At 69.4% G+C, this 26,460-nt stretch carries 24 protein-coding genes and 1 pseudogene; 12 read left to right on the top strand and 13 right to left on the bottom strand.

The window, feature by feature from the left end; genetic code table 11:
* Position 1 precedes the first annotated feature (1 nt).
* Together ACWGCN_RS06155 and ACWGCN_RS06150 are read right to left on the bottom strand one after the other, a co-directional pair.
* Positions 2–301: a DUF2537 domain-containing protein gene (locus ACWGCN_RS06155; protein WP_452459881.1), complete on the bottom strand. Its 300-nt coding sequence runs from the start codon at positions 299–301 to the stop codon at positions 2–4.
* Positions 298–1,101, bottom strand: coding sequence for a TrmH family RNA methyltransferase (locus tag ACWGCN_RS06150; RefSeq protein ID WP_378990503.1), 804 nt, complete (start codon positions 1,099–1,101; stop codon positions 298–300). The genes ACWGCN_RS06155 and ACWGCN_RS06150 overlap by 4 nt, the downstream gene beginning before the upstream one ends.
* A 25-nt stretch (positions 1,102–1,126) precedes the next feature.
* Between ACWGCN_RS06150 and ACWGCN_RS06145 the strand changes: the two genes are divergently transcribed.
* The gene (locus ACWGCN_RS06145) at positions 1,127–1,528 is read left to right on the top strand and encodes a YccF domain-containing protein (protein ID WP_378631982.1); all 402 of its coding nucleotides are present in this window, start codon (positions 1,127–1,129) and stop codon (positions 1,526–1,528) included.
* Here ACWGCN_RS06145 and ACWGCN_RS06140 read toward each other — a convergent pair whose 3' ends face one another.
* Complete coding sequence (locus ACWGCN_RS06140) at positions 1,529–1,960, bottom strand: MarR family winged helix-turn-helix transcriptional regulator (RefSeq protein WP_378990790.1); 432 nt, start codon at positions 1,958–1,960, stop codon at positions 1,529–1,531.
* Positions 1,961–2,028: 68 nt separating this feature from the next.
* On the opposite strand from ACWGCN_RS06140, the gene ACWGCN_RS06135 reads away from it, so the two are divergent.
* Entirely contained in the window at positions 2,029–2,289 is a 261-nt protein-coding gene (locus ACWGCN_RS06135) for a DUF2530 domain-containing protein (protein WP_379313841.1), read from the top strand.
* Here ACWGCN_RS06135 and ACWGCN_RS06130 read toward each other — a convergent pair.
* Positions 2,286–4,310 (bottom strand): neutral/alkaline non-lysosomal ceramidase N-terminal domain-containing protein, encoded by a 2,025-nt coding sequence (locus ACWGCN_RS06130; RefSeq protein WP_452459882.1) that lies wholly within the window; start codon positions 4,308–4,310, stop codon positions 2,286–2,288. The two genes, ACWGCN_RS06135 and ACWGCN_RS06130, sit on opposite strands and share 4 nt — an antisense overlap.
* Here ACWGCN_RS06130 and ACWGCN_RS06125 point away from each other — a divergent pair.
* Positions 4,291–5,055, top strand: coding sequence for a TetR/AcrR family transcriptional regulator (locus ACWGCN_RS06125; RefSeq protein WP_378990507.1), 765 nt, complete (start codon positions 4,291–4,293; stop codon positions 5,053–5,055). The genes ACWGCN_RS06130 and ACWGCN_RS06125 overlap by 20 nt on opposite strands.
* Before the next feature lies 1 nt (position 5,056).
* Here ACWGCN_RS06125 and ACWGCN_RS06120 read toward each other — a convergent pair whose 3' ends face one another.
* The gene (locus ACWGCN_RS06120) at positions 5,057–8,500 is read right to left on the bottom strand and encodes a sacsin N-terminal ATP-binding-like domain-containing protein (RefSeq protein WP_452459883.1); all 3,444 of its coding nucleotides are present in this window, start codon (positions 8,498–8,500) and stop codon (positions 5,057–5,059) included.
* Positions 8,501–9,548: 1,048 nt separating this feature from the next.
* Positions 9,549–10,296 (bottom strand): annotated as a pseudogene (locus ACWGCN_RS06115) (DUF3027 domain-containing protein); the annotation flags it as partial.
* Positions 10,297–10,304: 8 nt separating this feature from the next.
* On the opposite strand from ACWGCN_RS06115, the gene ACWGCN_RS06110 reads away from it, so the two are divergent.
* The 3 genes from ACWGCN_RS06110 (at position 10,305) to ACWGCN_RS06100 (ending at position 13,576) form a co-directional block, all read left to right on the top strand.
* A complete protein-coding gene (locus ACWGCN_RS06110) occupies positions 10,305–11,081 on the top strand; it encodes a glutaminyl-peptide cyclotransferase (protein WP_452459400.1) in 777 nt (258 codons plus the stop codon).
* A gap of 69 nt (positions 11,082–11,150) precedes the next feature.
* Entirely contained in the window at positions 11,151–13,049 is a 1,899-nt protein-coding gene (locus tag ACWGCN_RS06105) for an MFS transporter (protein WP_452459401.1), read from the top strand.
* The gene (locus ACWGCN_RS06100; RefSeq protein WP_452459402.1) at positions 13,046–13,576 is read left to right on the top strand and encodes a DUF2771 domain-containing protein; all 531 of its coding nucleotides are present in this window, start codon (positions 13,046–13,048) and stop codon (positions 13,574–13,576) included. The genes ACWGCN_RS06105 and ACWGCN_RS06100 overlap by 4 nt, the downstream gene beginning before the upstream one ends.
* Positions 13,577–13,633: 57 nt before the next feature.
* Here the strand turns inward: ACWGCN_RS06100 and ACWGCN_RS06095 are convergent, their stop codons facing one another.
* On the bottom strand, positions 13,634–14,059 hold the full coding sequence (locus tag ACWGCN_RS06095) for a cold-shock protein (RefSeq protein ID WP_358071059.1): 426 nt from the start codon (positions 14,057–14,059) through the stop codon (positions 13,634–13,636).
* A gap of 162 nt (positions 14,060–14,221) precedes the next feature.
* On the opposite strand from ACWGCN_RS06095, the gene ACWGCN_RS06090 reads away from it, so the two are divergent.
* Together ACWGCN_RS06090 and ACWGCN_RS06085 are read left to right on the top strand one after the other, a co-directional pair.
* Entirely contained in the window at positions 14,222–14,458 is a 237-nt protein-coding gene (locus tag ACWGCN_RS06090) for a hypothetical protein (protein WP_378990511.1), read from the top strand.
* Positions 14,459–14,831: 373 nt separating this feature from the next.
* On the top strand, positions 14,832–15,440 hold the full coding sequence (locus ACWGCN_RS06085; RefSeq protein ID WP_452450012.1) for a transglycosylase family protein: 609 nt from the start codon (positions 14,832–14,834) through the stop codon (positions 15,438–15,440).
* Between the two features lie 65 nt (positions 15,441–15,505).
* On the opposite strand, the gene ACWGCN_RS06080 is transcribed toward ACWGCN_RS06085, so the two are convergent.
* Positions 15,506–15,697 carry a hypothetical protein gene (locus tag ACWGCN_RS06080; RefSeq protein WP_056818634.1) on the bottom strand — a complete coding sequence of 64 codons (192 nt, stop codon included), beginning with the start codon at positions 15,695–15,697 and terminating at the stop codon, positions 15,506–15,508.
* Between the two features lie 39 nt (positions 15,698–15,736).
* Here ACWGCN_RS06080 and ACWGCN_RS06075 point away from each other — a divergent pair, with 39 nt between their 5' ends.
* Complete coding sequence (locus ACWGCN_RS06075; RefSeq protein ID WP_452459403.1) at positions 15,737–18,028, top strand: helicase-associated domain-containing protein; 2,292 nt, start codon at positions 15,737–15,739, stop codon at positions 18,026–18,028.
* On the opposite strand, the gene ACWGCN_RS06070 is transcribed toward ACWGCN_RS06075, so the two are convergent.
* On the bottom strand, positions 18,025–18,537 hold the full coding sequence (locus ACWGCN_RS06070) for an LppU/SCO3897 family protein (RefSeq protein ID WP_378990514.1): 513 nt from the start codon (positions 18,535–18,537) through the stop codon (positions 18,025–18,027). The two genes, ACWGCN_RS06075 and ACWGCN_RS06070, sit on opposite strands and share 4 nt — an antisense overlap.
* Positions 18,538–18,635: 98 nt before the next feature.
* Here ACWGCN_RS06070 and ACWGCN_RS06065 point away from each other — a divergent pair, with 98 nt between their 5' ends.
* The gene (locus tag ACWGCN_RS06065) at positions 18,636–19,484 is read left to right on the top strand and encodes a hypothetical protein (RefSeq protein WP_452459404.1); all 849 of its coding nucleotides are present in this window, start codon (positions 18,636–18,638) and stop codon (positions 19,482–19,484) included.
* Here the strand turns inward: ACWGCN_RS06065 and ACWGCN_RS06060 are convergent.
* The 3 genes from ACWGCN_RS06060 to ACWGCN_RS06050 all read right to left on the bottom strand — a co-directional run bounded on the left by ACWGCN_RS06060 (position 19,481) and on the right by ACWGCN_RS06050 (position 23,366).
* Positions 19,481–20,872, bottom strand: coding sequence for a M1 family metallopeptidase (locus tag ACWGCN_RS06060; protein WP_378990515.1), 1,392 nt, complete (start codon positions 20,870–20,872; stop codon positions 19,481–19,483). The two genes, ACWGCN_RS06065 and ACWGCN_RS06060, sit on opposite strands and share 4 nt — an antisense overlap.
* A gap of 60 nt (positions 20,873–20,932) precedes the next feature.
* Complete coding sequence (locus tag ACWGCN_RS06055) at positions 20,933–21,598, bottom strand: DUF3239 domain-containing protein (RefSeq protein ID WP_378990516.1); 666 nt, start codon at positions 21,596–21,598, stop codon at positions 20,933–20,935.
* A 100-nt stretch (positions 21,599–21,698) separates the two neighbouring features.
* Positions 21,699–23,366, bottom strand: a complete 1,668-nt coding sequence (locus ACWGCN_RS06050) for a DNA repair helicase XPB (RefSeq protein ID WP_378990517.1) — start codon at positions 23,364–23,366, stop codon at positions 21,699–21,701.
* Positions 23,367–23,691: 325 nt separating this feature from the next.
* Between ACWGCN_RS06050 and ACWGCN_RS06045 the strand changes: the two genes are divergently transcribed.
* On the top strand, positions 23,692–24,336 hold the full coding sequence (locus ACWGCN_RS06045; protein WP_452459405.1) for a LysE family translocator: 645 nt from the start codon (positions 23,692–23,694) through the stop codon (positions 24,334–24,336).
* Positions 24,337–24,551: 215 nt separating this feature from the next.
* A complete protein-coding gene (locus tag ACWGCN_RS06040) occupies positions 24,552–25,145 on the top strand; it encodes a trimeric intracellular cation channel family protein (RefSeq protein WP_452459410.1) in 594 nt (197 codons plus the stop codon).
* Between the two features lie 63 nt (positions 25,146–25,208).
* Here ACWGCN_RS06040 and ACWGCN_RS06035 read toward each other — a convergent pair whose 3' ends face one another.
* A complete protein-coding gene (locus ACWGCN_RS06035) occupies positions 25,209–26,387 on the bottom strand; it encodes a pyridoxal phosphate-dependent aminotransferase (RefSeq protein ID WP_067448665.1) in 1,179 nt (392 codons plus the stop codon).
* Positions 26,388–26,460 lie beyond the last annotated feature (73 nt).

Below are 26,460 nucleotides of genomic sequence, written 5' to 3'. Positions count from 1 at the left end.
GTCAGCTGAGCTGGTAGATGATCACGGCGATCCAGCCGAGCACCACCGCCGCGGCCGCACCGGCCAGCACCCACCGCACCACCGGCGTGAACCGCCACCGCCACGCGGTCGGCGCCACCCCGATCGCCGCCACCACGTTCACCCCGATCGCCAGCAGCGGATTGACCGCGGCCAGCGCGCAGCCGAAGGCGTAGACCGCGACCCCGCCGAGCAGCGCGACCAGCACGACCACGGTGCAGCCGGCCGCCCATGGCACCGAATCCGCTTGCGCCCGATACGGTCCCTCACACTCCTTGCTCATGACGTGCGCACTCGTTCGTAGAACGCCATCGCCGCCGCGGTCGCGACGTTGAGCGAATCGGTTCCGGGTGACATCGGGATGCGCGCGCGAACATCGGTGGCGCGCATGGCTTCTTCGGTCAAGCCGGGCCCTTCGGCGCCGAGCAGCAGCGCCACCTTCTCCCCCGTCATCGCCGTCGCCAGATTCACCGCCGCGGGGTTCGGCGTCAACGCGATGATCTGGAAACCCTTGTCCCGCACGAGGTCCAGGCTCGCCGGCCACTGCGGCAGTTGCGCGAAGGGCACCCGGAGCACATGCCCCATCGACACCCGTACCGCCCGCCGATAGAGCGGATCGGCGCACCGGTCGCCGAACAGCACCGCGTCCGCGCCGAGCCCGGCGGCGTTGCGAAACATCGAACCCAGGTTCTCGTGGTCGTTGACGCCCTCCAGGACCGCCACCGTGCGGGCGCCGTCGAGCACCTCGTCGACGGTGAGCTCCGCCGGACGCGGCGCCACGGCGAGTACGCCGCGATTGAGATGGAAGCCGACCACCTCGGCCATCACCTCCGCGCTCGCGCGGTAGTACGGCAGATCGCGATCGGCCAGATCGCCTTCGAGGGTCTCGAAGCGCTTCCCGACGCCGAGCAGGGCGCTGGGCGCGAAACGCGAGTCGAGCATCCGCTGCACCACCACTACGCCCTCGGCGATGACCAGGCCTTTTCGGCCCGGCAGATCCGGCCTGCGGTCGGCATTGGACAGGTCACGGAAGTCGTCGACGCGCGGGTCGGTGGGGTCGTCGATATCGATCACTTCGGCCACCGGCTAATCCTGGCATGCTGGAAGCATGAAGATTGTCCAGTTGATCTTGAACGTGCTCTGGGTGGTGCTGTGCGGGTTCTGGATGGCACTGGGGTACCTGCTCGCGGCACTGATCTGTTTCATCCTGATCGTCACCATCCCGTTCGGGATCGCCTCGCTACGCCTGGCCGGGTACGTGCTGTGGCCGTTCGGCCGCACCGTCGTCGACAAACCCGGTGCGGGTGCGGGCTCGCTGATCGGCAACGTGATCTGGTTCGTCTTCGCGGGCTGGTGGCTGGCGCTGGGCCATGTGTTCACCAGCATCGCGCTGGCGGTGACGATCATCGGTCTGCCGTTCGCCTGGGCGAATCTCAAGCTGGTGCCGCTGTCGCTGTTCCCGCTCGGCCATGACGTGGTCTCGGCCGACGCGGCGCGGCAATCGAGCTGATCACTCCGATTCGGCGACGATCTGGTTCATGATGCCGACGGCTTCCCCGAGCACCGCGATCTGCTCGGGGCGCAGTCCGGCGAGCTGACCGGTCATCCACACCTCGCGGGCATTGGTCTCGTCGGCAATCAGCGCGCGACCGGCGGGCGAGAGCGAGACGATGATCTGCCTGCCGTCGGTCGGGTGCGGGCGGCGCTGGACCAGGGCGAGGTCGGCGAGCGAGGCGATGACACGGGTCATCGACGGTGGTTGCACGCGTTCTTTGCCTGCCAGCGCGCCGGGCGTCATCGCGCCATCGCGAGCCAGCGTCGCCAGGGCCGACAGCTGAGTAAGCGAGATCTGCGCATCGGAACGGCGTCCGCGCAGGTGTCTCGTGAGCCGCACGACGGCCAGTGAAAGGTCACCGGCCAGGGCACGGACGTCCGATGGCATTGTCACAGTGCAGAACTCTACGGTAAATCCGGCTGTGCTGACGGGTTTCACACGGCTACTGTTTGGGTATGGACGCCGGACCTGTCAGTCCCGAGATACCGCAACTGCCCCGATTCCTGGTCGATCCACGCCCCGTGGTGCTGGGTGGCTTCGCCCTGTGGGTCATCGCGACCGCGGTCGTGTGGATGAACGCGAGCTGGGCCGATGCCCGCCCGGTGTGCCTGATGGGGCTCGTGGTGGGCGTGCTGGGGTCGTCGATCTTCCTGTTGCAGCGGCGTTCCGCGCGGCGCGGTGACAAGGGCGCCCAGGTGGGCCTCGACACCGACTAACTCACCGCGAATTCGTCGCTGGTCCCGAGAACCGGGCGAAGCGTGCCGTCGGCGCCCAGTACGTCGGCGTAGTGCACGAATCGGTGCACGCCGGGTTCGGCCGTCGCGGGGATATCCCAGGTGAAGCGGGCGATCGAGACCGAGGCGCCCGCTGTGCGCCAGTGGAAGCGGACGTCCCATTCACCTTCGTTGGCCACCCGATCCCAGCCCGTCGCGGTCTTTCGCTGCACGTGCAGGAAGGTGTCACCGCGGCGCGGATTGTGTTTCGGATGGGCCGAGACGAACTCGACAGCCGCCTGTTCGCCGCGTCGACAGGCTGTCGGCTGGATCAGGACGTCACCGAAACCACGGCCGGGCGGGGTCGCGTCGGGCCCTGACGCGGCGGCGAAGTTCGGTTGCAGCGCGGAGACATCGCGCGGCGCCGGACCGCGCCCGACCGGCTGACCCGCGGCGAACGCCGCTGCCAGTCTGGTGAATTCCTGCACATACCCGCACAGCGTGTAGCGGCCGAACAGCGTCGAAGCGCCCTCGTACTGCTGCGAGTCGTATTCCTCGGGGGTGGTGACGTATTCGTGGTAGCTGTTCGAATAGCCCTGTAGCAGCACCTGTTCCAGCTCGACGCCGAGCGCCGCCGCCACCGCGCGGCGCACGCGCAGCCCGGCGACGATCGTGAATTCCGCGCCCGCGGCGGCCAGATACAGGTCACCGATGCGAATCAGCTGGATCGGCACCACATTCGGAACCCACGGTACGGGCGGCATCAGCCCGAGCGGGGCGAAGATCGCCTTGGGCGCCTGGGCGTCGGCGAGCCAGGCGGGGTGCGGGTGGTCGATGCCGCCGAGGAAGTCGACCATCGGATTGCGCACGCCTTCGGGGATCGGGCCGCCGGGCAGGCCGGGACCGTCCTCGACGCTGCCCGCCGCCAGCGAGACGCCCGCCGCGGCCGGGGAGGTGCGTCGCGGGGCGCCGTCGGGGGTGAAGCGGCCGTCGATCGTGAGCGCGGCGAGATCGATGTAGCAGAGCATCGAGGCGACCTCGGCCTGCTGTACGGCGGCCTGCGCCGCCGCCTCTTTCGCCGCGTGATGCTGGCGTTCGCCCAGGATCCTGGTGTTGTCGAACTCGTCGGTGGTCGGTCCGTTGCCGGGCGTGAGGCCGAGATTGGGCGACATGTCACCGGCATTGGTCTGCGCGAACGCGGCGAGGAAACCGGCGCCGTCGAGGTGGCGGACGCCGTGCTCGAGGTGTTCGGCGGCGTAGCTCGCGTAGCCCTTGTTGTCGGAGCTGATCAGGCGGTTCGCGTTGGTCATCGAGGTGTTGTGGGTGGCGAACCAGGTGAGCGCGCCGACCTGACGACCTTGTCTGGCGAACACCAACGTGGTCACCGCGGGGTCGATCGCGTCGGGGAAGACCGCGCGATCGGCGGCCGGATTGCGGTCGAAGGCCACGCGCGAGCGGTTGACACTGGCGTCGTGGAGTTCTGCGCGCCCCAAGCTGATGGCGCCCGGCGCGAAGTCCGCGTCGGCCGCCACGATCGCCTCGACGATTCCGTCGACCTCGGCGTCGAAGACCTGCTGCTGAAATCCCAGCGTCGCCAGCGTGTAGGCGTAGTCGTGCGCGGAACCGCCACAACTGGCGTGGGTGTGCGTGGAGGTGAGAACGACATTCCGCTCGGAATACCGGTCACCGAAACGGCGGGCGAGCGCGAGCAGCACCGCGCCGTGCACCGAGGCGAACACCGCGCCGTTCTCCACCGCGACGAACGCGATCCGAAATCCGCGCGCACCGATGACGAACGCACGCGCGCGTGGGCGCAGATGAATTCCCGCGGTTGTCTGTTCGAGTTGGGAGTAGCCCATCATGCCGCATTCCGCGGCCGGGCCCGTGAGATCGGCGCTACCGAGCCCGAATTCGAATCCCTCGGGATTCGCGTGGGCGACCGGCATTCCCCTCTGCGAGATGATGGGCAGTGCCGTGGCACCCAGTGCCGAGACAGTGAGCATAGTGCGGCGGGACAGGGACATCGGGCGACTCCTTCGCAACTTCCATTTCGGAGACAACCACATCAACTGGTCAAATGTCCAGGATTTTCTGGCGGACCGGCGAATTGACTGTTCGTGGCGTGAGCGCTTAACTCGCACAGTGTCCTCCCGATTGAGCGTCGAAGAACGACGAGCCCACCTGATCGAGGCAGCGATCGGTCTCGCCGAGAAAAAGGGCGTGGCGGGCGTGACCACGCGCGATGTCGCCCAAGCGGCAGGCGTCTCGCTAGGTGTGGTGCATTACTGTTTCGAAAACAAGGACGCGCTGATGACCGAGCTGGTCAAAGCGCTCTCGATGGAATTGCGCGATTCCGTCGATGCCGATGAAACGGTATGGGAAGACGCAGGAACAGGAAAAGAAGCACTTCAGAAATTGGTGCGCCGCGGTTTGGAACTGATGTGGCGCAACATCGAAGCCACTCCCGAACGGCAGTTGCTGACCTACGAGACCACCACCTACGCGCTGCGCGAGGGCGAATCGACGCCGGCCAAGCTGGCGATCGCCCGCGAGCAGTACGGGTTCAACGACAGCACCGTCGCCGATGTGATCAACCATTGCAGCGAGGCGACCGAGACGCGGTGGAACACGCCGGTGGCGACGCTGAGCCGGTTCATCCTCAATGTGATCGACGGGATCGTGCTGCGGTGGCTGGTCGATGACGACAGCGAGTCCGTGCAGGTTCAGCTCGATCTGCTCGCCGAGATGGTCGCCACGCACGCGGAATAGATCAGCCGCGCGGCGCCTGTACGTGGGTCACGTCGCCCTCGCACCACCACGGGACGTGGACAGTGCCCGAGATCGCCCCGCGCAGATGCACTTCGAGGGTTTCGTGCAGCACCAGCTCCCCGGTGACGTCCTGCGGCGACCACAGCTGACGCAGCACCACACCCAAAGGCTGCGCGGCCCAGGTACTTCGGCGACCGGTGCCGAGCACCTCGGCACTGACCTCCGCCGAGACCAGCGGAAGGTCGAGCAGGGTGGCCAACGCGTCCGCGTGTGCCGTGTCGCCGACCACGAGGCGTTCCGGCGGGACAACGAGGCCGAAGCAGGGCTGGTCGAGAACCATGGCGGTACTCGCGTCGACGACGTCGCCGGACAGTGCGCGGATCTGCTCGGGCAGATCCAGTTCGCGCGGATCGAGGACGCCGGACGCGACCGCGGCGGCCAGACGGGCATTGGTTCGGGCGATCACCTCGGGGGCAGGGGATTTCGACGGATCGGCCAGCGCGTCGAGGAGTTCCTCGGCCAGCGCGGCGGACATGATGTCCGGGCGCACGAGAACGGGGCGCAGCGCATCGAGATCGGGGCCTTCGATGCCGACAGCCGCGAATACCGGTAGAAGTCCGTCGAATTCGTCGTCGTCGGGGTGGTGGAGCCGGCCCAACGGAATGCCGTCGATCTGGGCGTGGCGGTGCAACCACCAGGCGGTGTAGCCGTCGCGATCGGCCAGCAGGGCACGGGTGCGCGGCTCGGACAGCAAGTGGCGCAGCGCTTGCGGCCAGCGGTCTTCGTCGACCAGGTCGAGATCGCGGACCGCGACGAGCTCGCGGGGGTCTTCGGAAAGGCTGTCCCACCAGGACTGTTCGGCGTCGAGGTCGTGATCGGGGCCGACCGGTTCCGGATCGGTGAGCACCGCGAAACCCCAGCCGACACCGATCGCGCGCAAGGCCTGCTCGCCGTACTCGGCGACGGCAGCGTCGGCGACGGTGCCGAAGGGGGCGTCGGATGCCAGGACCTCGGCGAGCGGGGCGCCGGGCAGCAGCAGTTCGTCGGCGGGGCTCAGCTCGCCTGTTTCGTCGGGCAATTCGAGCAGGCCGAGCCAGTCGGGCAACGAGCCGTGGGAGGCGAAGGGCGCCAGCTGGAGCACCGCGGCGACCGTGTCCGGGTCGGCCGGATCCTGCTCGAGCAGATCGCGCAGGGCCGGATCGGTGAGCAGGTCATCCGAACTCGCGCTGCGGGCCCCCAGCCGACCGAGCAGCGGGTGCGTGGCGTCCGGGTGCACCAGGCGCGCCCAGTGCACCGGCACGGCCACCGTGAGCTGATCATCGAGCACCACGGTCCGCGGACCGGTGACCAGCCGCCCGTCGGTCAGCGGCACGGCCAGCGCGCCGAATTCCTCGGCGGTCCTGGTATCGACGACGAACGGTTCCAGGGCGGCGTAGAACCGCCGCCACCACCGTGGTTCACGTTCCAGTCCGCTCGTCCGCTCGGCCACCGCGGCCGGTCCGAGCCGATGGACATCGAGCACCGCCAGCTTGTCCTGACCGGCACGGCCGGACAGCTCCGGAATCACCAGCGGTCCGGTGATCTCGGCGAGGATCGCGGCCAATTCCGGTGTGAGATCGGGAAATACGCTCGCGCGGGTGGGTGTGCTGCACGGCGCGTCCGCTGCGACCGGTTCGTAGGTGGGCTCTTCCGGGGCGAAAGGATCGCTGTGCGGTGCGGATTCGCCCGAGGCGAGAGGGGATCCATCGCCGCCGGTCGCTTCGGCATCGTCGGATGCGAAGAGAGCCGCCAGATCCGGCAGGTCATCCGAAGCCGACGCGCCGCGCCCTGATCGTGTCGTGACGCCATGGCCGGGTGTGCCTGGTTCGTCCGACGCGAAGAGGTCCCCGAGGTCGGGAGCGCTGTTCTGCCCGGCATCGTCGGTTCCGAAGTGTCCTGGCGGGTGGAGATTCTCAGATGAAGCCGGCGAGCCGGGCTCCGGGAAGTCCGACGGATCGGCTGTGGCCTGCTCGCGCGTGGCGCACACCGGGAGCCAAGGGTTGGTACGAAGCTCGGCGATCACGGCTTCGCGGAGGATCGCGTCCGCTTCGCTGCGGGCGAAGCCGGGCGTGGGGACCAGGACGAGACGGTCCCGGGGCGGCAGCGCGCGGGCGAAATCCGCGTATCCGGAGGCCAATTCGGCGATGCGGGCGCCGGGAAGGAGGCGGCGGCGGTCGGGCTGCATCGGGATATCGGCGACCAGGATCGCGGGGAGAGAGAGTTCCTCGTCGGATCGAGTCGGGGCGCGCAGGACATCCGGGCCAGTCGCGACGGGGCGACCGTGACGGAGTGGGAGTAGCCAGCGGGCTCGGGGAGTGCGGTACTGCCACCACACTCGGCGCGCGCCGGACGGGAGGGTGATCGTCAGCTGGGAGAGGGTGCCGGGGCAGTCGGCGTGGGACACGTTAGCGTCGAGCTCGCGTGGGGCGTCACGTCCGTCGGCTGCGGCTGCGGCGGCCGTGGCTGTGGCTGTGGCTGTGGCGGTCGCGTCGAAGGCAGCGTCAGCGGCGGAGGCGTCTGCGGCCGCGGCTGTGGCGGTCGCGTCGACGGCAGCGGCAGCGGCAGCGGCGGAGGCAGCGGCGGAGGCAGCGGCAGCGGCAGCGGCAGCGGCAGCGGCGTCTGCGGCCGCGGCTGTGGCGGTCGCATCGACGGCAGCGTCAACGGCGGCGGCGTCTGTGGAGGCGGCGGCAGTAGCGTCGGTTGTCTGGGCGGCGTTGGAACGAATAGCGTCAGCAGGTTGGGCGTTGGTGGCGAGAACAGTTACCGCGCTGGTGAATTCGTCCGTGTCGATACGGATGCGCTGTAGGGCCGGTAGTTCCAGGAGGAGGTCGGGGGCCTCGGCTCGCATGGCGTCGAGGAGGGCCGCGGGGTCGACGTCGTCGCGCAGGTGTACGACGATCTCGGTGTCGGTGCCCGCGAGTGGGGTGGTCGGCACCGGCCAGGCCAGGCGCAGGACCGGGGGCGCGATTGTCGTCAGGTTGTCGGGGATGCCGATGCCCGTGTCGTGCAAGGCGTTCAGCGTGGCGACGCGGGAGAAGCGCAGGGATCCGGTCGTCGAGCGGACCTCGATCTCGTCGCCGACGGACCGCACCGCGGTGAAGCCGACACCGAAGCGACCGACCTGGGCGGCGCCCGCCTTTCCGGAGGCACGCAGTGCCGTCAGCGCGTGCACGCCGGAAACACTCAGCGGCGCACCGGTGTTCGCGACGTGCAGCCGCCCGTCCAGCACCCGCACGATCAGCTCACCCGCGACACCGGCCTTGGCCGCGGCGTCGGCCGCGTTCTGCGCGAGCTCGGTGAGCAGCCGATCCCGGTAGCCCGCGGCCACCAGATCCGCCTCGCTGGCACTGTCCTCGCGTAACCGCGTCGGCGAATCCCGCCACGCGGCAAGTACTCCGGCCCGCAGCTCCGCGGTACCGAACGGGTCACCCGCTCCGTTCAGCGCGACACCGACGATCCGTGCTCGCTCAGATCAGCCGACTCCGCCGCTTCGCCGGATCCCGCATCGCCCGAAACCGCGGCCTCGCCTTCAGCGGAAGCCTCCGCATCCGACACCGCAGCCTCACCCTCGACGGAAGCCTCCGCGCCCGACACCGCAGCCTCACCCTCGACGGAAGCCTCCGCGCCCGACACCGCAGCCTCACCCTCGACGGAAGCCTCCACGCCCGACACAGTCTCGGCGGCAGGTGCAGCCTCCGCGACCGCGTCGGCAGCAGTCGCTACCTCGTCCGATGCGCCCGATGAGCTCTCGGCATCCGAAGCGGCCGAGGTCTCAGCGGTGGCTGATTCGTCGCCGACGGCGAGTTCTGCCTCGACGGCGGGTTCGGCCGAAACAGTCTCGGTCAGAACCCCGGTGTCCGAGGCGATTTCGGCGGTGACGACCTCATCGGCCGACTCCGGCAGGGCGCCTTCGGTGAGCGCGTGACGCTCAGCGTCCGCGGCGGCGACCGCTTCGGCCTCGGCGGTTTCCTGCCGGTCGCCTGCCCGCTCCGCCGCGGCTTCGCCGACCTCGGTCAACGAGTCCGCGGAACTCGGCTCGGTCTCGGGGTCCGAGGTGGGCGGGACGGCGGCGACCGTTTCGGCCGCTACCTCCACGACCTCGATCGCCGGGTCGGCGGAAGTCTCGGCGACAACCTCCACGACCGCCGTCGCGGGGTCGGCGCCGGCAGGCTCGGCCTCGACCTGGTCGACCACTGTGGCCGACACTTCGGCCGTCGCCTGGGACGCGGTCTCCGACGCGGAGTCTTCACCGGTCGCCGGGGCCGCAGCCGCTGATGCCGAGTCAGCGCCGGTCGTCGGGGCCGCAGCCGCTGATGCCGAGTCAGCGCCGGTCGCCGGGACCGCTGATGCCGGGGCGTCGGCAGACGTCTCGGCCGCGGCCTCTGTTGCCGAGTCCGCGCCAGCGGTCTGGGATGTGGCCTTGTCGATCGCGTCCTCGACAGCCGGGCGGACGATCTCGACGAAATCCACCGCGTGGTCGTCGAATGCCTCGTACAGCGGGGATCCGTTGCCGCTGGGTGCCACCACGTCGGAGTGGGCGCCGCAGCCGTATTCGATGTGGACGACGTGGCCGTCGGCACCCATCGCATTGCCGCAGACGCCGAAGGACTCGCGCAGGGCGCCGGCCAGCGGCAGGTAGAAGCCGCACATGCCGCAGGTGCCGGGGGCGGCCTTGGCCATCTCGGTGTCGGGGCCGAACTCGGTGAACCAGCGCTGGGCGGCGTCGGCGCGGCCTTCAAGGCTGAGCACCTGGACGCGGCCGAGGCCGACCTCGCGGGCCACCTCGTCGATCACCGGATCGCCGGTGGCGACGTAGCCGGGAACGAGACGGGGGTCGTCGGCGGGGGCGGCGAGCAGGTCGCCGGGGCCGAGGTCGCCGGGGCGGACCCGCTGTTCCCACGGGACGAAGTCGGGGGCGATCAGGGCGTCGAGGGCAGGCAGCAACGCCGACTCGCTCACCGTCGCGTGGTCGGCGCCGGGGGGCGCGGCGACCACGACGGCCCACTGCCAGCCGCGGTAGCCGGGCAGGGTCGCCTCGAACCGGTGGGTGGCCGCGGTGTCGTCCTCGGCGCTCACCCCCAGATGGACTCCTACCCCGTCGGGTTCCAACGCGACGAGCGCACGACGTGCGACCTCGGCCGCGTCGGCCAGAACGGGACGCACGCCGGACTCCGAAACAGATACTGCGCTCACGGCATACATTTTGCCGTATGAAGTGCAATCGCAGTTCGTTGGCCGTCGCAGTGCTGGTCAGTGTGCTCGGCGCGGGGGCTTGTAGCGGTCCAGAGGAGCCCGGACCGACGCGGTTACGAGTCGAAGTGATCGGCTCGTCACCGCACGATCCGCAGGCCTTCACCCAGGGTCTGGAAGTGGTCGACGGCGTCCGTTACGAGAGCACCGGAATGTGGGGCGTGTCGACCGCGCGGGCCGCCGACCAGCGCACGGGCGCCGAAACAGCGCGCGTCGACCTGCCTGGTCGCGTGTTCGGCGAGGGCATGACCAGGGCGGGCGCGATCGTGTGGCAGTTGACCTGGCAGGACGGTTTCGCCATCGCCCGCGACCCGGTCACCCTGGCCGAGACCGGTCGCGCCGACTATCAGGGTGAGGGCTGGGGATTGTGCGCACAGCCACAGCGGCTGGTGATGAGCGACGGCACCGGCACGCTCACCTTCCGCGACCCGGTGACCTTCGCGCAGACCGGTTCGGTGACGCTGTCCGGCTACCGCGATCCGAAGCCGAACGAATTGGACTGCGCGGAAGACGGCACGGTCTACGCGAACAACTACCCGACGGACGAGATTCTGCACATCGATCCCGAGACCGGCCGGATTCTCGCCGTCATCGAGGCGGGCGGACTGCTCACCCCCGCCGAACGGGCGGGCGCCGATGTGCTCAACGGCATCGCTCACCTGCCCGGCACCGATCGGTTCCTGCTGACCGGCAAGTACTGGCCGCGCATGTTCGAAGTGCGTTTCGTCGGGAAATAACCCGGGTGTGGCCGACATTGCCGCGGCGCGAGTGAACACGCGCCGCCCGAGTGCGACAGAATTGGACTTGTGACTACGCCCCGCGATCCATCCGGTCCTGACCGTGGTCGCCGGGACGGTACTGCCGCCGACCCACACCCCGGCTACGGGCAGTACCCGCCGCGCGCACCGCGCAAGGTCTTCCCCCGGCCCGAACGGCCGCTGCCCGCCGAGCCGCCGACGGTCCGGTCGAAAAGCCTGTTCCGACGCCACCGCCCCGTCGAACCGGCCGCCCCGACCGCGCCCGTGCCGAACGCGGCGCCCGCCGGACGCACACCGGACGACTACCCGAAGCGGCGTCCGCCCTTCGACGATCGGGGCCGACCGGCCGCGCCACGCGCCGAGCATCCGCACGACGGGCCGCCGGTCGACGATCGGGGCCGACCCCCGGCACCCCGCGACGAGCAAGGACGCTCCGACCTCCCCGGGGACGACACCGGCCCGGCGGGTACCCGTCCCTTTCCTCGCGACGAAGGCGTCGACGACCAGGTCAACCAGCGCGTCCCCCGGAAACTCACCGTCACCCGCGTAGCCGCCATGCGCAGCCGCGAACTCACCGAACGCGGCATCGCCACCTTCCAGCGCGCCGCCAAGGCCGACGGCGCCGACCAGTCCGGCCTGACCGCGCTCACCTACGCCACCATGGCGAACTTCGCGCTCGACGCCGCGATCGCGGTCGCCCTGGCCAACACCCTGTTCTTCGCCAGCGCCACCGCCGAATCCAAAACCAAGGTGGCCCTGTACCTGCTGATCACCATCGCGCCGTTCGCGCTGATCGCGCCGCTGATCGGCCCGCTGCTCGACCGGCTGCAACGCGGACGCAGGCTCGCGCTGGCGACGACCTTCGGCCTGCGCGCGGGCTTCGCGCTGCTGTTGATCTTCAACATCGACACCTGGGGCCTGTATCCACTGGCCCTGTGCATGATGGTCGGCTCGAAATCCTTCGCCGTGCTCAAGAGCGCGGTGACGCCACGCGTGCTCCCACCGGATATCGACCTGGTGCGTACCAATTCCCGGCTGACCGTGTTCGGCCTGGTCGGCGGCACCATCGGCGCGGGCGCCCTGGCCGCGCTCACCGCCCTGATCGCGGGTTCCACCGGCGCGTTGATCTTCGCCACCGGCATCGCCGTCGCGGGTGTGTTCCTCAGCTTGCGTATTCCGCGCTGGGTCGAGGTGACCGAGGGAGAGGTCCCCGCGACGCTGACCTACCACGGCCCCGACGCGCACACCGAGGTCATCCACCGCGGCGAGCAGTCCGCGGTACCGCCGCGCAAACGGCGTCAGCCGCTGGGCCGCGCCGTGGTGACCGGCCTGTGGGGCAACAGCTCGATTCGCGTGCTCACCGGCTTCCTCACCTTCTACATCGCCTTCGTCGCCAAGGGATCGGGCGGCAGTCCCAGCGAACAGGCGGCGATGCTCGGCCTGGTCGGCGCCGCGGCGGCCATCGGCAACTTCGGCGGCAACGCGACCGGCGCCCGGCTGCAATTGGGCAGGCCGTCGCCGGTGGTGCTCGGCTGCACCGGCGCGTGCGCGGTGGTCGCGCTGTTCGCCGCGTTCACCGGGAACCTGTTCGGCGCCGCCGTAGCCGCACTGGTGGCCTCCGCGGCCAGCGCGCTCGCGAAGGTCTCCCTCGATGCCGCCATCCAGGACGATCTCCCGCCGGAATCGATCGCGTCCGGGTTCGGGCGCTCGGAGACCGTGCTGCAACTGAGCTGGGTCGTCGGCGGGGCGGCCGGCGTGCTGATGCCGATCGAATACTGGAAGGGTTTCGCCTTGATCAGCGTGATCCTGCTGGCCGGACTGCTCCAGACGTTCGTCAGCTATACCGGGCACTCGCTGCTGCCGGGTCTGGGCGGCAATCGCCCCCAGCACGTCGAGCAGGAAGTGCCCAACACCCATCCGAGAGGGACAGGAGACCCCACCTGGTGAGCAAGCTCAACGCTCGAACGATCGTCGCGCTGGTCGCGGCCGGACTGTTCGCGGTCGTCGCGGTGACCGCGGTGTGGGTGGGGGTGGCGGTATCGAAGGCGCCCGCGAACACCCCGCAGCTCACCGCGTACGCGCACGGCACGACCATCACTGTCGACCCGTTCATGTACTGCACGGTGCGGATGGAGAATTGCCGGTACGGCGAGACCACGCCGCTGGAGGTCCCCGCCGGTGAACCCGTACAGCTCTCGCTGCCCGACGCGGTCGCCGAATCGCCCTGGCTCATCCAGCTGATCTACCAGCGCCCCAGCGGCGAGCAGCTGGACCGGGTGCTCAGCTTCGCCGACTACCCGGACCGCGCCAGGGCACTCACCATCGAGTCGAAGCCGGAACCAGGCCTGCGTCTGATCGGCATCGAAGTGCAGCTGCCGATCCTGGCCCGTGACATCGCCACCGGGCAGGAAAGCTATATCCCGCACGCCGCCTGGTCGATCGTCACTCCCGAGCCCGAACCTCGCGAGTCCTGAGCCCGAAACGGAACCGGCCCCGAACGACATTCGTTCGGGGCCGGTTTCGCGAAACCGTCAGTGGTCGAGTTCGCGAGCCACGGCCCGCACGACCTCGGAAATACGCTGGGACATCTTGCGATCCGGGTACTTGCCCCGCCGCAGATCCGGCTGCACGGTGCTCTCCAGCAGCGTGATCATGTCCTCGACCAGGCCGTGCAGTTCGTCGGGCGACTTGCGCGGCCCGGCGTCCTTGCGCGCGGGCGCCTGCCCACGGTCACGATCGCGGGCGACGGTCGGCGGCGCCTCGAGCACCGTCACGCTGAGCGCCTGCGGCCCGCGGCGACCGGCGGCCATGCCGAATTCGACACGCTGTCCGGGCTTGAGTCCCTCGACGCCCTCGGGCAGCGCGGACGAGCGGACATAGACGTCCTCGCCCTCGTCTTGAGACAGGAAGCCGAAGCCCTTCTCGACGTCGTACCACTTCACCCGGCCGGTCGGCACTGCGCTCACCCGTTCATCATTCGGCACCCGAACCCTTGTGGCCCGGGTTACACAATCTTGCTTGTCGCGAAAAGAACGCGCCCCCCAACAAGGCGGGACGCGATGTGCTGCGAGTCTACCCCGGTGGCTATATCGCGAGCACATCAGTTTTACGGTTCATCGGTGACGAATTCACCAGATCCGGCCTCGCCCGGTCCGCGACGCTCCGGCGATCGCCTGCTGCACGTGGCCCTCGTCCTGTTCGGTACCGGAATTCTGGCGGTGATCGCGATCTTCGTGACGCCGATCGTGTCCGACAGTGATCCGGGGCTGTGGCTCTACGGCCTGGCGATGCTCGCACCCGTCGGCTTCCTGCTCGCGCTGGTTTTCGCGTTGTGGTCGGGCCGACGCGCGCGTTGACGCGTCAACCGAATACCCCACCGAATATCATCCAGCCAAACATGTGACCTTCGTCACATAACGGCGCGGTCACGAAGTGAGCGCACAGCTGTCGCGCACATTCGGCACCGCGACTACCTGCGCGGACACATCAGGGATCACCCTGAGACGACCCCGAGACCCACCGGGACCCGCCGGTTACCAAATAGTGACATTCGCCGCTGACCGTCGTACCGTTTCTCTCAGCCGGGGTAACCCCCGGAACCACCGGCCCGCCGCACCGAACCTCACCCCGCGGGTACCGGACCCCGATTGGAAACAAGGGATGAGGGCGGACCGGGAGACCTCTCAGTCCGGGCCACATGCAGGTGCGAACGAGAGGAAGAAACCCGATATGAGTGGACGCCACCGCAAGCCGACTTCCACCGGGCGCACTGCTGCCAAGGTCGCCGTCACCGGCGCGATCTTCGGCACCGCAGCCGCTGCCCTCGCAGGAAACGCCAGCGCGGCCCCTGACTCCGACTGGGATCGCCTCGCACAGTGTGAAGCCGGCGGCAACTGGGGTATCAACACCGGCAACGGTTTCCAGGGTGGGCTGCAGTTCTCGCCCTCCACCTGGACCGCACACGGCGGTGGCGACTACGCCGCCTCCGCCAACCAGGCCACCCGCGAACAGCAGATCGTGGTCGCCGAAAAGGTTCTCGCTTCCCAGGGTTGGGGCGCTTGGCCCTCCTGCTCCTCGCAGCTGGGTCTGAGCAGCGGACCGTCCGAGCGTGTCGCTCCCTCGGCGCCGAGCTGGGCCCCGCAGGTCACCGTGCCGCAGGTCCAGGATCCGAGCCAGGAAGTGTTCTCGGCCGTCGACCGCGCACTCACCGTCGTGCAGCAGCAGGGCATCGCCGTGCCGCAGCAGGCTCTCGACTTCGTCAACTCCGCCAAGGGTTCTCAGCTGGACCCGGCCGTGATCGACTTCTTCCAGGCGAACAAGGGTCTGCTGCCCTCCTGATCGCCCGCATACACAACAAGAGCCCGCATCCTCGAGGATGCGGGCTCTTGTCTTTCTCGTCCGAATTACACCCGGTTGATGGTGGTCTGGGGGTGTACGTACGGCAGCGTCGCGGCCGGGACGGGAAACTCGGTGTCCTCACCGAAAGGCGAGAGATTACCGGCGCGGGTCGACGACAGTTCGGTCACGGCGTGCTCGCCGTCGGCCACCTCGGGCCAGCCGTTGTCGACGTAGGGTTTCTTCGATTTGTTCACCACCGGCTCATTCTGGCATACCCAACCACGTAGGCTCGATCGGTGATCGCGACAGACTCTCTCGCCGATTGGCTCGGTGCGCGCACCGATGCCCAGCTGGTGAAATTGCTGCAGTTGCGGCCCGACCTGGCGGTACCGCTGCCCGCGTCGATGTCGGTGCTCGCCGTGCGCGCTCAGCAGCGCGCATCGGTGTTGCGTGCCGCCGACGATCTGGACACCCTCGAGTTCGCGATCATCGAGGCGCTGACAGCCAATGAGGACGCCCGCACGATCGGCGCCGAACTCACGCCGCTGACTCGCACCACTCTGCACGCGCAGCTCAAGGATCGCGTCACCAAGACCGCGCTCACCGCCGCGCTGACCCGCCTGCTCGACCGCGCCCTCGTATGGCAGATCGGCGACGACCTCGACCTCACACCCAGCGCCGCCGAAGCCCTGCCCTGGCCGCTGGGCGCGACGACAGCGCTGCCCGACGCGCTCACCGAGCCCGAGGTAACGGCCGCGCTGGCTACGGCGAGCCCGCCCGAACGCGCGCTGCTGGACAAACTCGCCACCACCGGCCCCCGCGGTCGCACCAGGGACGCCGCACCCGGCACCGATCCCGACCGGCCCGTGCCGCGCCTGCTCGCCGCCCGGCTGCTGCACCGGATCGACGACGAGACCGTGGAGTTGCCCGTCACCGTGGGCCAGATTCTGCGCGGCGAACCCGTCACCGACCCGCACGCGCTCGCCCCACCCAAACCCACGCTCGTCAAGAACGCCGCCACCGAGGTGAACGCCGTCGGCGCGGGTGAGGTCGGCGAACTGCTGCGCGACGCGGGCGACCTGATCGACGCGCTCGGCGCGCTGCCCGCCCCCGCCCTGCGCGCGGGCGGACTCGGCGTGCGCGAACTGCGCAGGCTGGCCAAGCAGACCGGCATCGACGAACAACGCACCGGCCTGCTGCTCGAATTGCTGGCCGCCGCGAAACTCGTCGAGAAGGGCCTGCCCGAACCGACCCCCGACCTCGACTCCACCGACGACTTCTGGGCCCCGACGCCCGCCGCGGATTCCTGGCTCGACGCCCCGCCCGCGACCCGCTGGGTGACACTCGCGCAGGCGTGGCTGGAGCTGGATCGGATGCCGTGGATGATCGGCCTGCGCGACGCCGCCGACAAGCCGATCGCGGCCCTGTCCGCGGAGCTGCGCGTGCCCCATGCGGTGCGCGATCGTGCGGCGATCCTCGGCCTGCTCGCCGAGTATCCGACCGGTACCGCGGTGACTCCCGCCGACATCGGCAAACTGCTGGCTTGGCGAATGCCACGCCGGCGCAGGCATTTCCGCCTCGATGCCGTCACCGCGACCCTCGCCGAGGCGGCAGTCGTCGGCCTGCTCGGCCGTGGCGCCCTCGACTCGGCGGGCCGGGCCCTGCTGCACGGTTCTGTCGCCGACGCCGAATCGGAAATGGCCGCGGCGCTGCCGAAACCGGTCGACCACGTCCTGGTCCAGGCCGACCTCACGGTGATCGCCCCCGGTCCGCTGGTACCGGAACTGCGCGCCAAGATCGCCTTGGTCGCCGATGTCGAATCAGCGGGCGCCGCAACCGTGTACCGGGTCAGCGACGCCACGGTCCGCCGCGCGCTCGACGCCGGCCTCACCGCCGCCGAACTGCACGCGTTGTTCGCCACCCACTCCCGCACCCCCGTGCCGCAGTCGCTGACCTATCTCATCGACGACGTCGCGCGTCGCCACGGCCAGCTCAGGGTGGGCATGGCCCAGTCGTTCCTGCGCAGCGACGATCCGGCGCTGCTGGCCCAGGTCCTCGCCGCGCCCGTGGCCGAAACCCTGGCGCTGCGCGCTATCGCCCCCACCGTGGCGATTGCCTTGGCGCCCCTGGCCGAGATGCTCGACCAGCTCCGCAAGGCGGGCTTCGCCCCGGCGGGCGAGGATTCCGGCGGCACCATCGTGGACCTGCGTCCCCGCGGCGCGCGGATTTCGGTCCGCCCGCTGGCCCGCAGGCCTTACCGCCCGACCCCGCCGAACGACGACCAGCTCGCCCAGCTGGTCACCGAACTCCGCGCGGGCGAACGCGCCGCGGGCGCCCGCACCGGTCGCTCGGTGCGCACCGACGGCACCCGCACCGGCACCGCGGCCACCCTCGCGCTGCTCCAGCTGGCGGCGAGGGTCGGCCGACCGGTGAACATCGGCTACGTGGACGCCCAGGGCGTGGCCACCCAGCGGGTGGTCGAGCCGCTGCGGGTAGGCAACGGCCAACTGGACGCGGTGGACCCGGTGAGCGGGGCGACCCGCCATTTCACCCTCCACCGCATCGCGTCGGTGGCCCTGCTCGATTAAGGCTTGGCCAGGCAGAAGGTCGTCTTCGGGTCGGGAACCGTCCGGAACTGCGTGGCGTCCGCGCCACACAGCAGTTCGTCGGTCTGCCCGTCGATCCGCTTGACCACCTTGAACGAAGCCTCGGCCGCCGTACAGTCGACCGACTCCGCGGGCCGCTTCCCCGCCTCCGCGTAGCAGCTGCCCTCGGCGAAATTCGGCGCCAGGCACAGCGTGCTCTTCGCGTCCCCGACCGTGCCGTTGAACGCGGCGTTGTCGGCGGCGCAGTCCGCCCCGACCTTCACGATCCGGTAGTTCGACTTCGCCGACGAGCAGTCACCGACCGTCGCCTTCATCGCGTCGGCAGCGTTGTCACTGACCTCCACGCACGACCCCACCGCGACAGCACCGGCCGACGACGAATCATCGGAGGAGCACGAAACCACCGCTCCGACCAGGGCCATCGCGGCCACCGGCCCGAGCACGATCCGCGCCAACAGCCGCTTCTCCGGGAAAATCACTGAAAACCTCACTCACCGAACGGTTCAGGGTGAACACAACCGCCGGTGACGATACCCAAGTGCCCCGCGCCCGCGCTCCCCCGTAGCGCAACCTGTCTACCATCACAAAGATGACCCTCGACGACGTCGCAGGCGAGCTGTACACCCTCGACCCCGGCGACTTCGTGTCGACCCGCGCCGAACGCGCCGCCCAGGCCCGCGCCGACGGCGACCGCGACCTGGCCGAGGCCATCACCGCCCTGCGCAAACCCACGGTCGCGGCCTGGACGGTCAACCTGCTGGCCCGGCACGCACCGCAGGAGATCGCCGCCCTGCTCGATCTGGGCGACGCCCTGCGGTCGGCCCAGCGTCAGCTCTCCGGCGACAAGCTGCGCGCCCTGGGTACCCAGCGTCAACAGGTCGTGAACGCGATGACCAAGCGCGCCGCCGAACTGGCCGCCGAGCACGATCGCCAGGCGAGTGAGCAGGTGCTGCGCGAGGTCGGTCAAACCCTCACCGCGGCGCTGGCCGACCCCGATGTCGCCGATCTGGTTCGCGCCGGAGTGCTGCCCACCACGGTCACCTATGACGGCTTCGGCCCGGCCGGTCTGGTCGCGATCACCGGCGGCAAGGCCACCCCCAAGCGTGCGAGCAAACCCCGCTCGGCCCCGAAGGACACCGAAGCCGAGCGTCGCGCGCAGGCCCAGCAGGAACTCGACGACGCCGAATCCGGCCTGGCAGCCGCCCGCACCGATCGCGAGGAGGCCGAAGCCGCTGCCACGCAGGCGAAGTCCGACCTCGACGAGATCGAAACCCGCATCGCCGGCCTCCGCGCCGAACTCGAGCACGCGGAGCAGCAACGCCACTTCGCCCACACCGCCGAACATCGAGCGCGCGGCGAATTCACTGCCGCGCGTAGTCAATTCGATCGCATGCAGCGCTGGGTCGAGCGCGCCCGCGCTCGGCTCACCGACGACTAGGGGTGCAGGGTGCCCGGGTAGAGGAACGCGTCGCGCGGCGGTCTCGTCCCGTCCAGCCATTCGGCCAGGAACTCGCCCAGCGGCATCGAGGTCCGGCTCTGCAGGAACTCCCGGAACTCCGGCATCGAGGCGTGGCCGTCGCGATGCGCGTTCACGAAATCCTTGATCGCGGCGAAGAACACGTCCTCACCGAGCAACTTGCGAAGGGCGTGCAGGAACAGCGGCCCGCGATAGTAGACGGACGTGAATTCGTCGCCCGCGCCCGGCGCGGCCAGCGCGATCTTCCAGAACTTGGGATCGTCGAGGTGTTGCGCGATGGTCTCGCGATACTCGGTGTCCACATCGGCATGGTCGATCCGCTCCGGCCACAGGTAGTCGGCGGTGTAGCTGGCGAAGCATTCGTTGAGACAGATGTCGGACCAGTGCCGCACCGACATGGTGTCGCCCCACCACTGATGGGCCAGCTCGTGCACCACGGTGTTCAGATCGGTCCACGGCGCGTAGGTCGGCCGGGTCTGGGTCTCCAGCGAGAACGGCAGCTCGGTATCCACATAGATCCCACCGGCCACATCGAACGGGTATGGACCGTAAAGACTTTCGAGGAAGTCGAGGATTTCGGGCAGCCGCTGCTCGTCTTCGCGATTGCCGTCGGATTCCGGCGCGAACGCGCTCAGCACCGCGGTGCCGTTCGCGCGCCGCTGTTCGAGGAAGGTGAAATGGTCCACCGCGACCGTGGTCAGGTAGCCGATCGTGGGCTGTCGTGTCTCCCACGTGGTGTGCAACCGACCGTCGCGCACCACGTGCTCGGTGCGGTCGCCGATCGACATGACCTCCCAGTCGGCGGGCACCGTGGCGTGCAGCGTGAAGGTCGCCTTGTCCAAGGGGGTGTCGTTGAGCGGGTACCAGGTGCTCGCGCTGTGCGGCTCGCCGACGGCGAACGCACCACCGTTGGGCGCGTGCGTCCACCCTTCGCCCTCGGTGTCGGCGGCCGCGCCGGCGTAGTCGACGATGACCCGCATCGGCAGACCCGGCGGCAGCGGTAGCAGTGGCGTGACCACGAGCTCGTGCTCACCGTCGTGCGCGAACCCCGCGGGCTGACCGTTGACGGTCACCATCAGCACCTCGGGTCCGCTGTAGTCGAGGTTGAACTGTGCCAGCGGCTGGGTGACGCGGCCGTCGATGCGGGCCGTACCGCGCAGATGGTGGGCACCGGGTTCGTAGTCGATCGACACGTCGTAGTGGGTGACGTCGTAGCCGCCGTTCCCGTCGAGCGGATAGTACGGATCACCCAGTCCCGGAGCCCCGATCAGGGCCGAATCCGCCGCTACCGGCGGAACTCCCAGCGCCACCAGCGCGAACACCACGCACAACCCGGCCGACCAGCGCATGTCGCGGACACCTTTCGTCGACCGGATCGCACGAACCGAACCATCGTCGCAGGTGCGTGGCTAGCCCAGGTCGGAGGGCAGGTGCTGTGGGTCGAGCAGCAGGCGCTTGGTCGCGGTGCGTTTCACCCGCGATGCCAGCGCCAGGTTCTGTGTGAGCAGCCGCCATTCGACCTCGTTGATGGCGTCGCACGCCCGCTCGATCACCGCGTCGTCGCGCGTGCCCCAGGCGATCGGCATGGCGGTGACCAGCTGCCAGCGTTCGCCGACCTGGCGCGGAGCACGGTCGGTGCGCACCGCGACGGCGGGCACCCGTTCACCCGGCCGCGGCGCGTGTCCGGGCAGCGTGCGCACCTTGCGGGTGATCAGGGCCCAACTGCGCTCCGGCGCCGCGGGTTCGGCGATATCGACCAGGGCGAGCAACACGATGGCGCCCGGTTCGGCATCGCTGACGACGGCGGGGACGAGCACACCGTCGTGGTAGAGCTTTTCGATGCTGGAGCGATGCGGCGTCCACAACGCCACCCACAGCGCGATGCCCGCGATGAGCACGCACACCACCGCGAGCAGAAATCCCCACGCCTGTCCGCTCCACACCAGCGCCACCGTGGCCGCGACGGCGAGACCGGCGACCAGTAGGGCCACCAGGCGCAACCTGCGTAATCCGGTGAACGTCTCGTTCACCGCATGAGCGTGTTCACGGTCGACCACGAATTCGAAGCGGCGCACGCCTTCCTTCCTAGCACAAGTTGCGGAGGAATTGCCTCCACTTATCTGCCGAGGGGATCACACACCGCACGCTACCCCCCCTTTGACCTGGCGAACAGTGCTACACGCCGTCCCCGATCGGCGGGCCGAGCAGGTCGTCGGCGTCGACGATGCGGTAGGCATAGCCCTGCTCGGCCAGGAAGCGCTGCCGGTGCGCGGCGTATTCGGCGTCGAGCGTGTCGCGCGCGACCACCGAATAGAAATGCGCCTGTCCCCCATCCTGTTTCGGCCGCAACAGCCGGCCGAGGCGCTGAGCCTCTTCCTGCCGGGAACCGAAGGTGCCCGAAACCTGCACCGCCACCGAGGCTTCCGGCAGATCGATGGAGAAGTTGGCGACCTTGCTCACCACCAGCACGGGGATCTCACCGGAGCGGAAGGCGTCGAACAGCGCCTCGCGTTCCCTGTTCTTGGTGGCGCCGGTGATGACCGGGGCGTTCAGGTCGACGCCCAGCTCGTCGAGCTGATCCAGGTAGGCGCCGATCACCAGGGTCGGCGCACCCTGGTGCCGGGCCAGGATGGACTCGACCACCGGGATCTTGGTGCGCGCGGTGGAACACAGCTTGTAGCGTTCCTCGGGCTCGGCGGTGGCGTAGGCCATCCGCTCCGCGTCGGTGAGCGTCACCCGCACCTCGACGCAGTCGGCCGGTGCGATCCAGCCCTGCGCCTCGATGTCCTTCCACGGCGCGTCGTAGCGCTTCGGGCCGATCAGCGAGAACACATCGCCCTCGCGACCGTCCTCACGCACGAGCGTGGCGGTGAGACCGAGCCTGCGGCGCGACTGGAGGTCGGCGGTCATCCGGAAGACCGGCGCGGGCAGCAGGTGCACCTCGTCGTAGATCACCAGGCCCCAGTCGCGGCTGTCGAACAGCTCGAGGTGCTTGTACTCGCCTTTCGACTTGCGCGTGATGACCTGGTAGGTGGCGATGGTGACCGGACGGATCTCCTTGCGCTCGCCGGAGTATTCGCCGATCTCCTCCTCGGTGAGCGTGGTCCGCGCCAGCAGCTCGCGCCGCCACTGCCTGCCCGCCACGGTATTGGTGACCAGGATCAGCGTCGTCGCCTTGGCTTTGGCCATCGCGGCCGCGCCGACCATCGTCTTGCCCGCGCCGCACGGCAGCACGACCACGCCGGAACCGCCCGCCCAGAACGAATCGGCGGCCATCTCCTGGTAGTCGCGCAGGTGCCATTTGCCCTCGGTGTAGTCGAGGCCGATGTCGTGCGCCTCGCCGTCCACATAACCGGCCAGGTCCTCCGCGGGCCAGCCGATCTTCAACAGCATCTGCTTGATGTGGCCGCGCTCGGATGGGTGCACGATCACGGTGTCGTCGTCGATGCGGGCGCCGAGCATGGGTGCGATCTTCTTGTGCCGCAGCACTTCCGCGAGCACCGCGCGATCCAGGCTGACCAGGCACAACCCGTGCGCGGGATGTTTGACCAGCTGCAACCGGCCGTAGCGGCCCATCGTGTCGACGATGTCGACCAGCAGCGGCTGGGGCACGGCGTACCGCGAGAAGTTCACCAGCGCGTCGACGACCTGCTCGGCATCGTGGCCCGCCGCGCGGGCGTTCCAGAGCGCCAGCGGCGTGATCCGGTAGGTGTGCACATGCTCGGGGGCGCGTTCCAGCTCCGCGAACGGGGCAATGGCCTGCCGGGCGTTACCTGCCAGCTCGTGGTCGACCTCGAGCAGCAGAGTCTTGTCACTTTGCACGATCAGCGGACCGTCGGTCACTGGACTCCTTTGCGGCCGGGGCCGCGGGTTCGGGGCGCCTGTAACCCCTCGATTCAGCACTCGAGACTCGCGCCTGCGGCGCATGCGCTTCGAGCGCTGATCGAGGGGGCGGCCCCGAACGGGCTCGTAAGACTCGCCCTGTGCGGGGTTGCGTTCGGCCTTGATGCTCTGAGTTGGTGTGCCGTGCCCTGATGGGCGGCTCGTTCGATTGTACGGACCCGGTCCGACATGGTCGGTACGGCGATTGCGCGCGAGCGGTGAGACGGGTCCAGCAGGTGCCGACTGGACCGCGACACAGCATCGCTGACCGGGGCAAACTCGGTGCATGCTTCAGACAACGGCGGTTCTCGGGGTCGCGGCGGCGGCGCTCGGCCTGGTGCTGACGCCGGGACCGAACATGATGTATCTGGTCTCGCGCACCGTCGCGCAGGGTCGCCGGGCGGGGATGATCTCGCTGATGGGGGTCGCGGCGGGCTTCGGCGTGTACCTGATGGCGGCCGCGGCGGGGATCACGGCGGTGTTCGCTGTTGTTCCCGGGTTGTATCTGGCGGTGAAGCTGGCGGGGGCGGCGTATCTGCTGTGGCTGGCCTGGCAGGCGATCCGACCGGGTGGGGTGTCGGTGTTCGCGCCCGCCGACCTGCCGCACGACCCCGCACGGCGCCTGTTCACGATGGGGTTGGCCACCAACCTGCTCAATCCGAAGATCGCGATCATGTACATGGCGCTGATCCCCCAGTTCGTCGACCCCGCTCGCGGCGCCCTCTGGTTGCAGAGCCTGTCGCTGGGCGCCATCCAGATCACGGTCGCCCTCACCGTCAACGCCATGATCGTCCTCGGCGCCGCGGGCCTGGCCACCTTCCTCACCGCCCGACCCCTCTGGCTGCGCACCCAGCGCTACCTCATGGGCACCGCTCTCGGCACCATCGCCGTCCTGCTCGCCACCGACAAGGCCCGCCCCACCCCCGCCTGAGGTGCGTGCCGCCGTCGCATCCCCACGCGGAATCGGATCGCCACCAGCGTGTGGGCCGGTCGCCGTCGCCGCGCGCCTGCGTGTCACGCTGCTTCGGAGCAGCGAGGCGGAAGGATTGCGTGGTGAGCGTTGGTGTGCTGGTGGCGGCGTTGGCCGGGCCTTCGGTCAGCGAGCTGGACTCGGCCGTGAACGCGGTGCATCGGGGCGGCGAATTGATGGGGGTGATCTCCTTCGCCGCGTCGGGTGCGCTGGTCGCGGTGCGCAAGCGGCTCGATCTGTTCGGGATGGTGGTGCTGGCGTGTGCGACCGCGCTCGGCGGCGGCATCGTGCGTGACCTGCTGATCGGGCGAACTCCCCCGGCCGCGTTCACCGACCTGACCTATCTGTCCGCGTCGATAGTCACCGCGCTGGTCCTGTACTTCATCGCGCCCTCGCGCCGGCTCACCAAGGGACCGCTCGAGATCGCCGACGCGATCGGGCTCGGGCTGTTTTGCGTCACCGGGACCGTGATCGCCGACTCGGCCGGGCTCGGCGCCCCCACCGCCGCCCTGCTCGGCATGACGACCGCCATCGGTGGCGGCGTGATCCGCGATGTGCTCAGTGGCGAGGTGCCCACCGTCCTACGCCCGGACCAGGACCTCTACGCGATTCCGGCCCTGTTCGGCGCGGCCGCGACCGCCGCGCTGCTGTCGTTCGACCTGTACCGAGCCTGGACCGGGCTCCTCGCCGCAGCGGCGGCGGTGGGGTTCCGGCTGCTGGCCCGGCGCTATCAGTGGCACGCACCGCTGGCCCGCCACGCGCGCGACTGACCCGTCCCGTCGGTGACCACGGCCGGTCGTTTCCCGGTGGAGCGGCTCATCGACGGCACCGGGTCAGGGCACCGTGGTGTCGGCGCGGAGCCGGCGGATGCCTTCGTCGATCGTCTCGTCGCGCTTGCTGAAGGTGAAGCGCACCAGGTGTTTCCAGTCCGCGGGGCGATCGGCGAAGACGCTCACCGGCACGGCGGCGACGCCGAGCCGGGCCGGAAGTTCGCGGCAGAACGCCAGTCCATCGTCGGCGCCGAGCGCTCGGATGTCGGCGCAGACGAAGTAGCCGCCGTCGCTGGCCGAGACCGTGAAACCGGTGTCGCGCAACGCCCGTGAAAGCCGCGTTCGCTTGTCCGCCAACCCGGCACGCTGGGCGAGCACCCAGTCCGATTCCTCGTTGATCGCGTACGCGACGGCGGGCTGGAACGGCCCGCCGCCGACGAAGGTGAGGAACTGTTTGGCCGCGAGCACACCGTCGAGCAGCGGCGCGGGCGCGCACGCCCACCCGATCTTCCACCCCGTGACATTGAACGTCTTCGCCGCGCTGGACACCACCACCGTCCGCTCACGCATCCCGGGCAGCGTGGAGATGCTGATGTGCTCGGTGCCGTCGTAGACGAGGTGCTCGTACACCTCGTCGGCCAGCACGAGCAGATCGTGCTCGACAGCCAACTCTGCGATCGCGGTGAGGTCGGCGCGGTCGAGCACGGCGCCGGTGGGATTGTGCGGCGAATTGATCATCAACATGCGGGTTTTCGAGGTGAGCGCGGCCCGCAGACTGTCCAGGTCGAGCACGAATCGGTCACCGTCGGGCACCAGGCGAGCTGTTCGTCGTCGCGCGCCCGCGAGCGCGATCGCGGCGGCGTAGGAGTCGTAGTACGGCTCGATCAGCACCACCTCTTGATCGGGCTCGACCAGACCGAGTACGGCGGCGCTGATCGCCTCGGTCGCGCCGACGGTCACCAGAATCTCGGTGGCCGGGTCGTAGGCGGTGCCGAAGCGGCGGGCGCGGTCGTCGGCGATCGCCTGCCGCAGCACCGGCATCCCGCGGCCGGGCGGGTACTGATTGAGGCCGTCGGCGATGGCCGCGCGCGCCACCTCGAGCATGCCGGCGGGTCCGTCGGTATCGGGAAAGCCCTGGCCCAGATTCACCGCGTCGTGGCGGACGGCCAGTTCGGTCATCTCGGCGAAGATGGTCGATCCGAAGGGGCGCAGGCGGGCGACGGTGGGCGGCACAGGCGGCATCTCCGCAGCGTATCCCACTATTCGGCGACGTTGCCCAGCGATAGCGAACACGCATGTTTCACAAACGTTTTCC

The organism is Nocardia sp. NPDC055050 (genome assembly GCF_053608345.1).
This window is presented reverse-complemented; position numbering and strand designations above follow the sequence as displayed.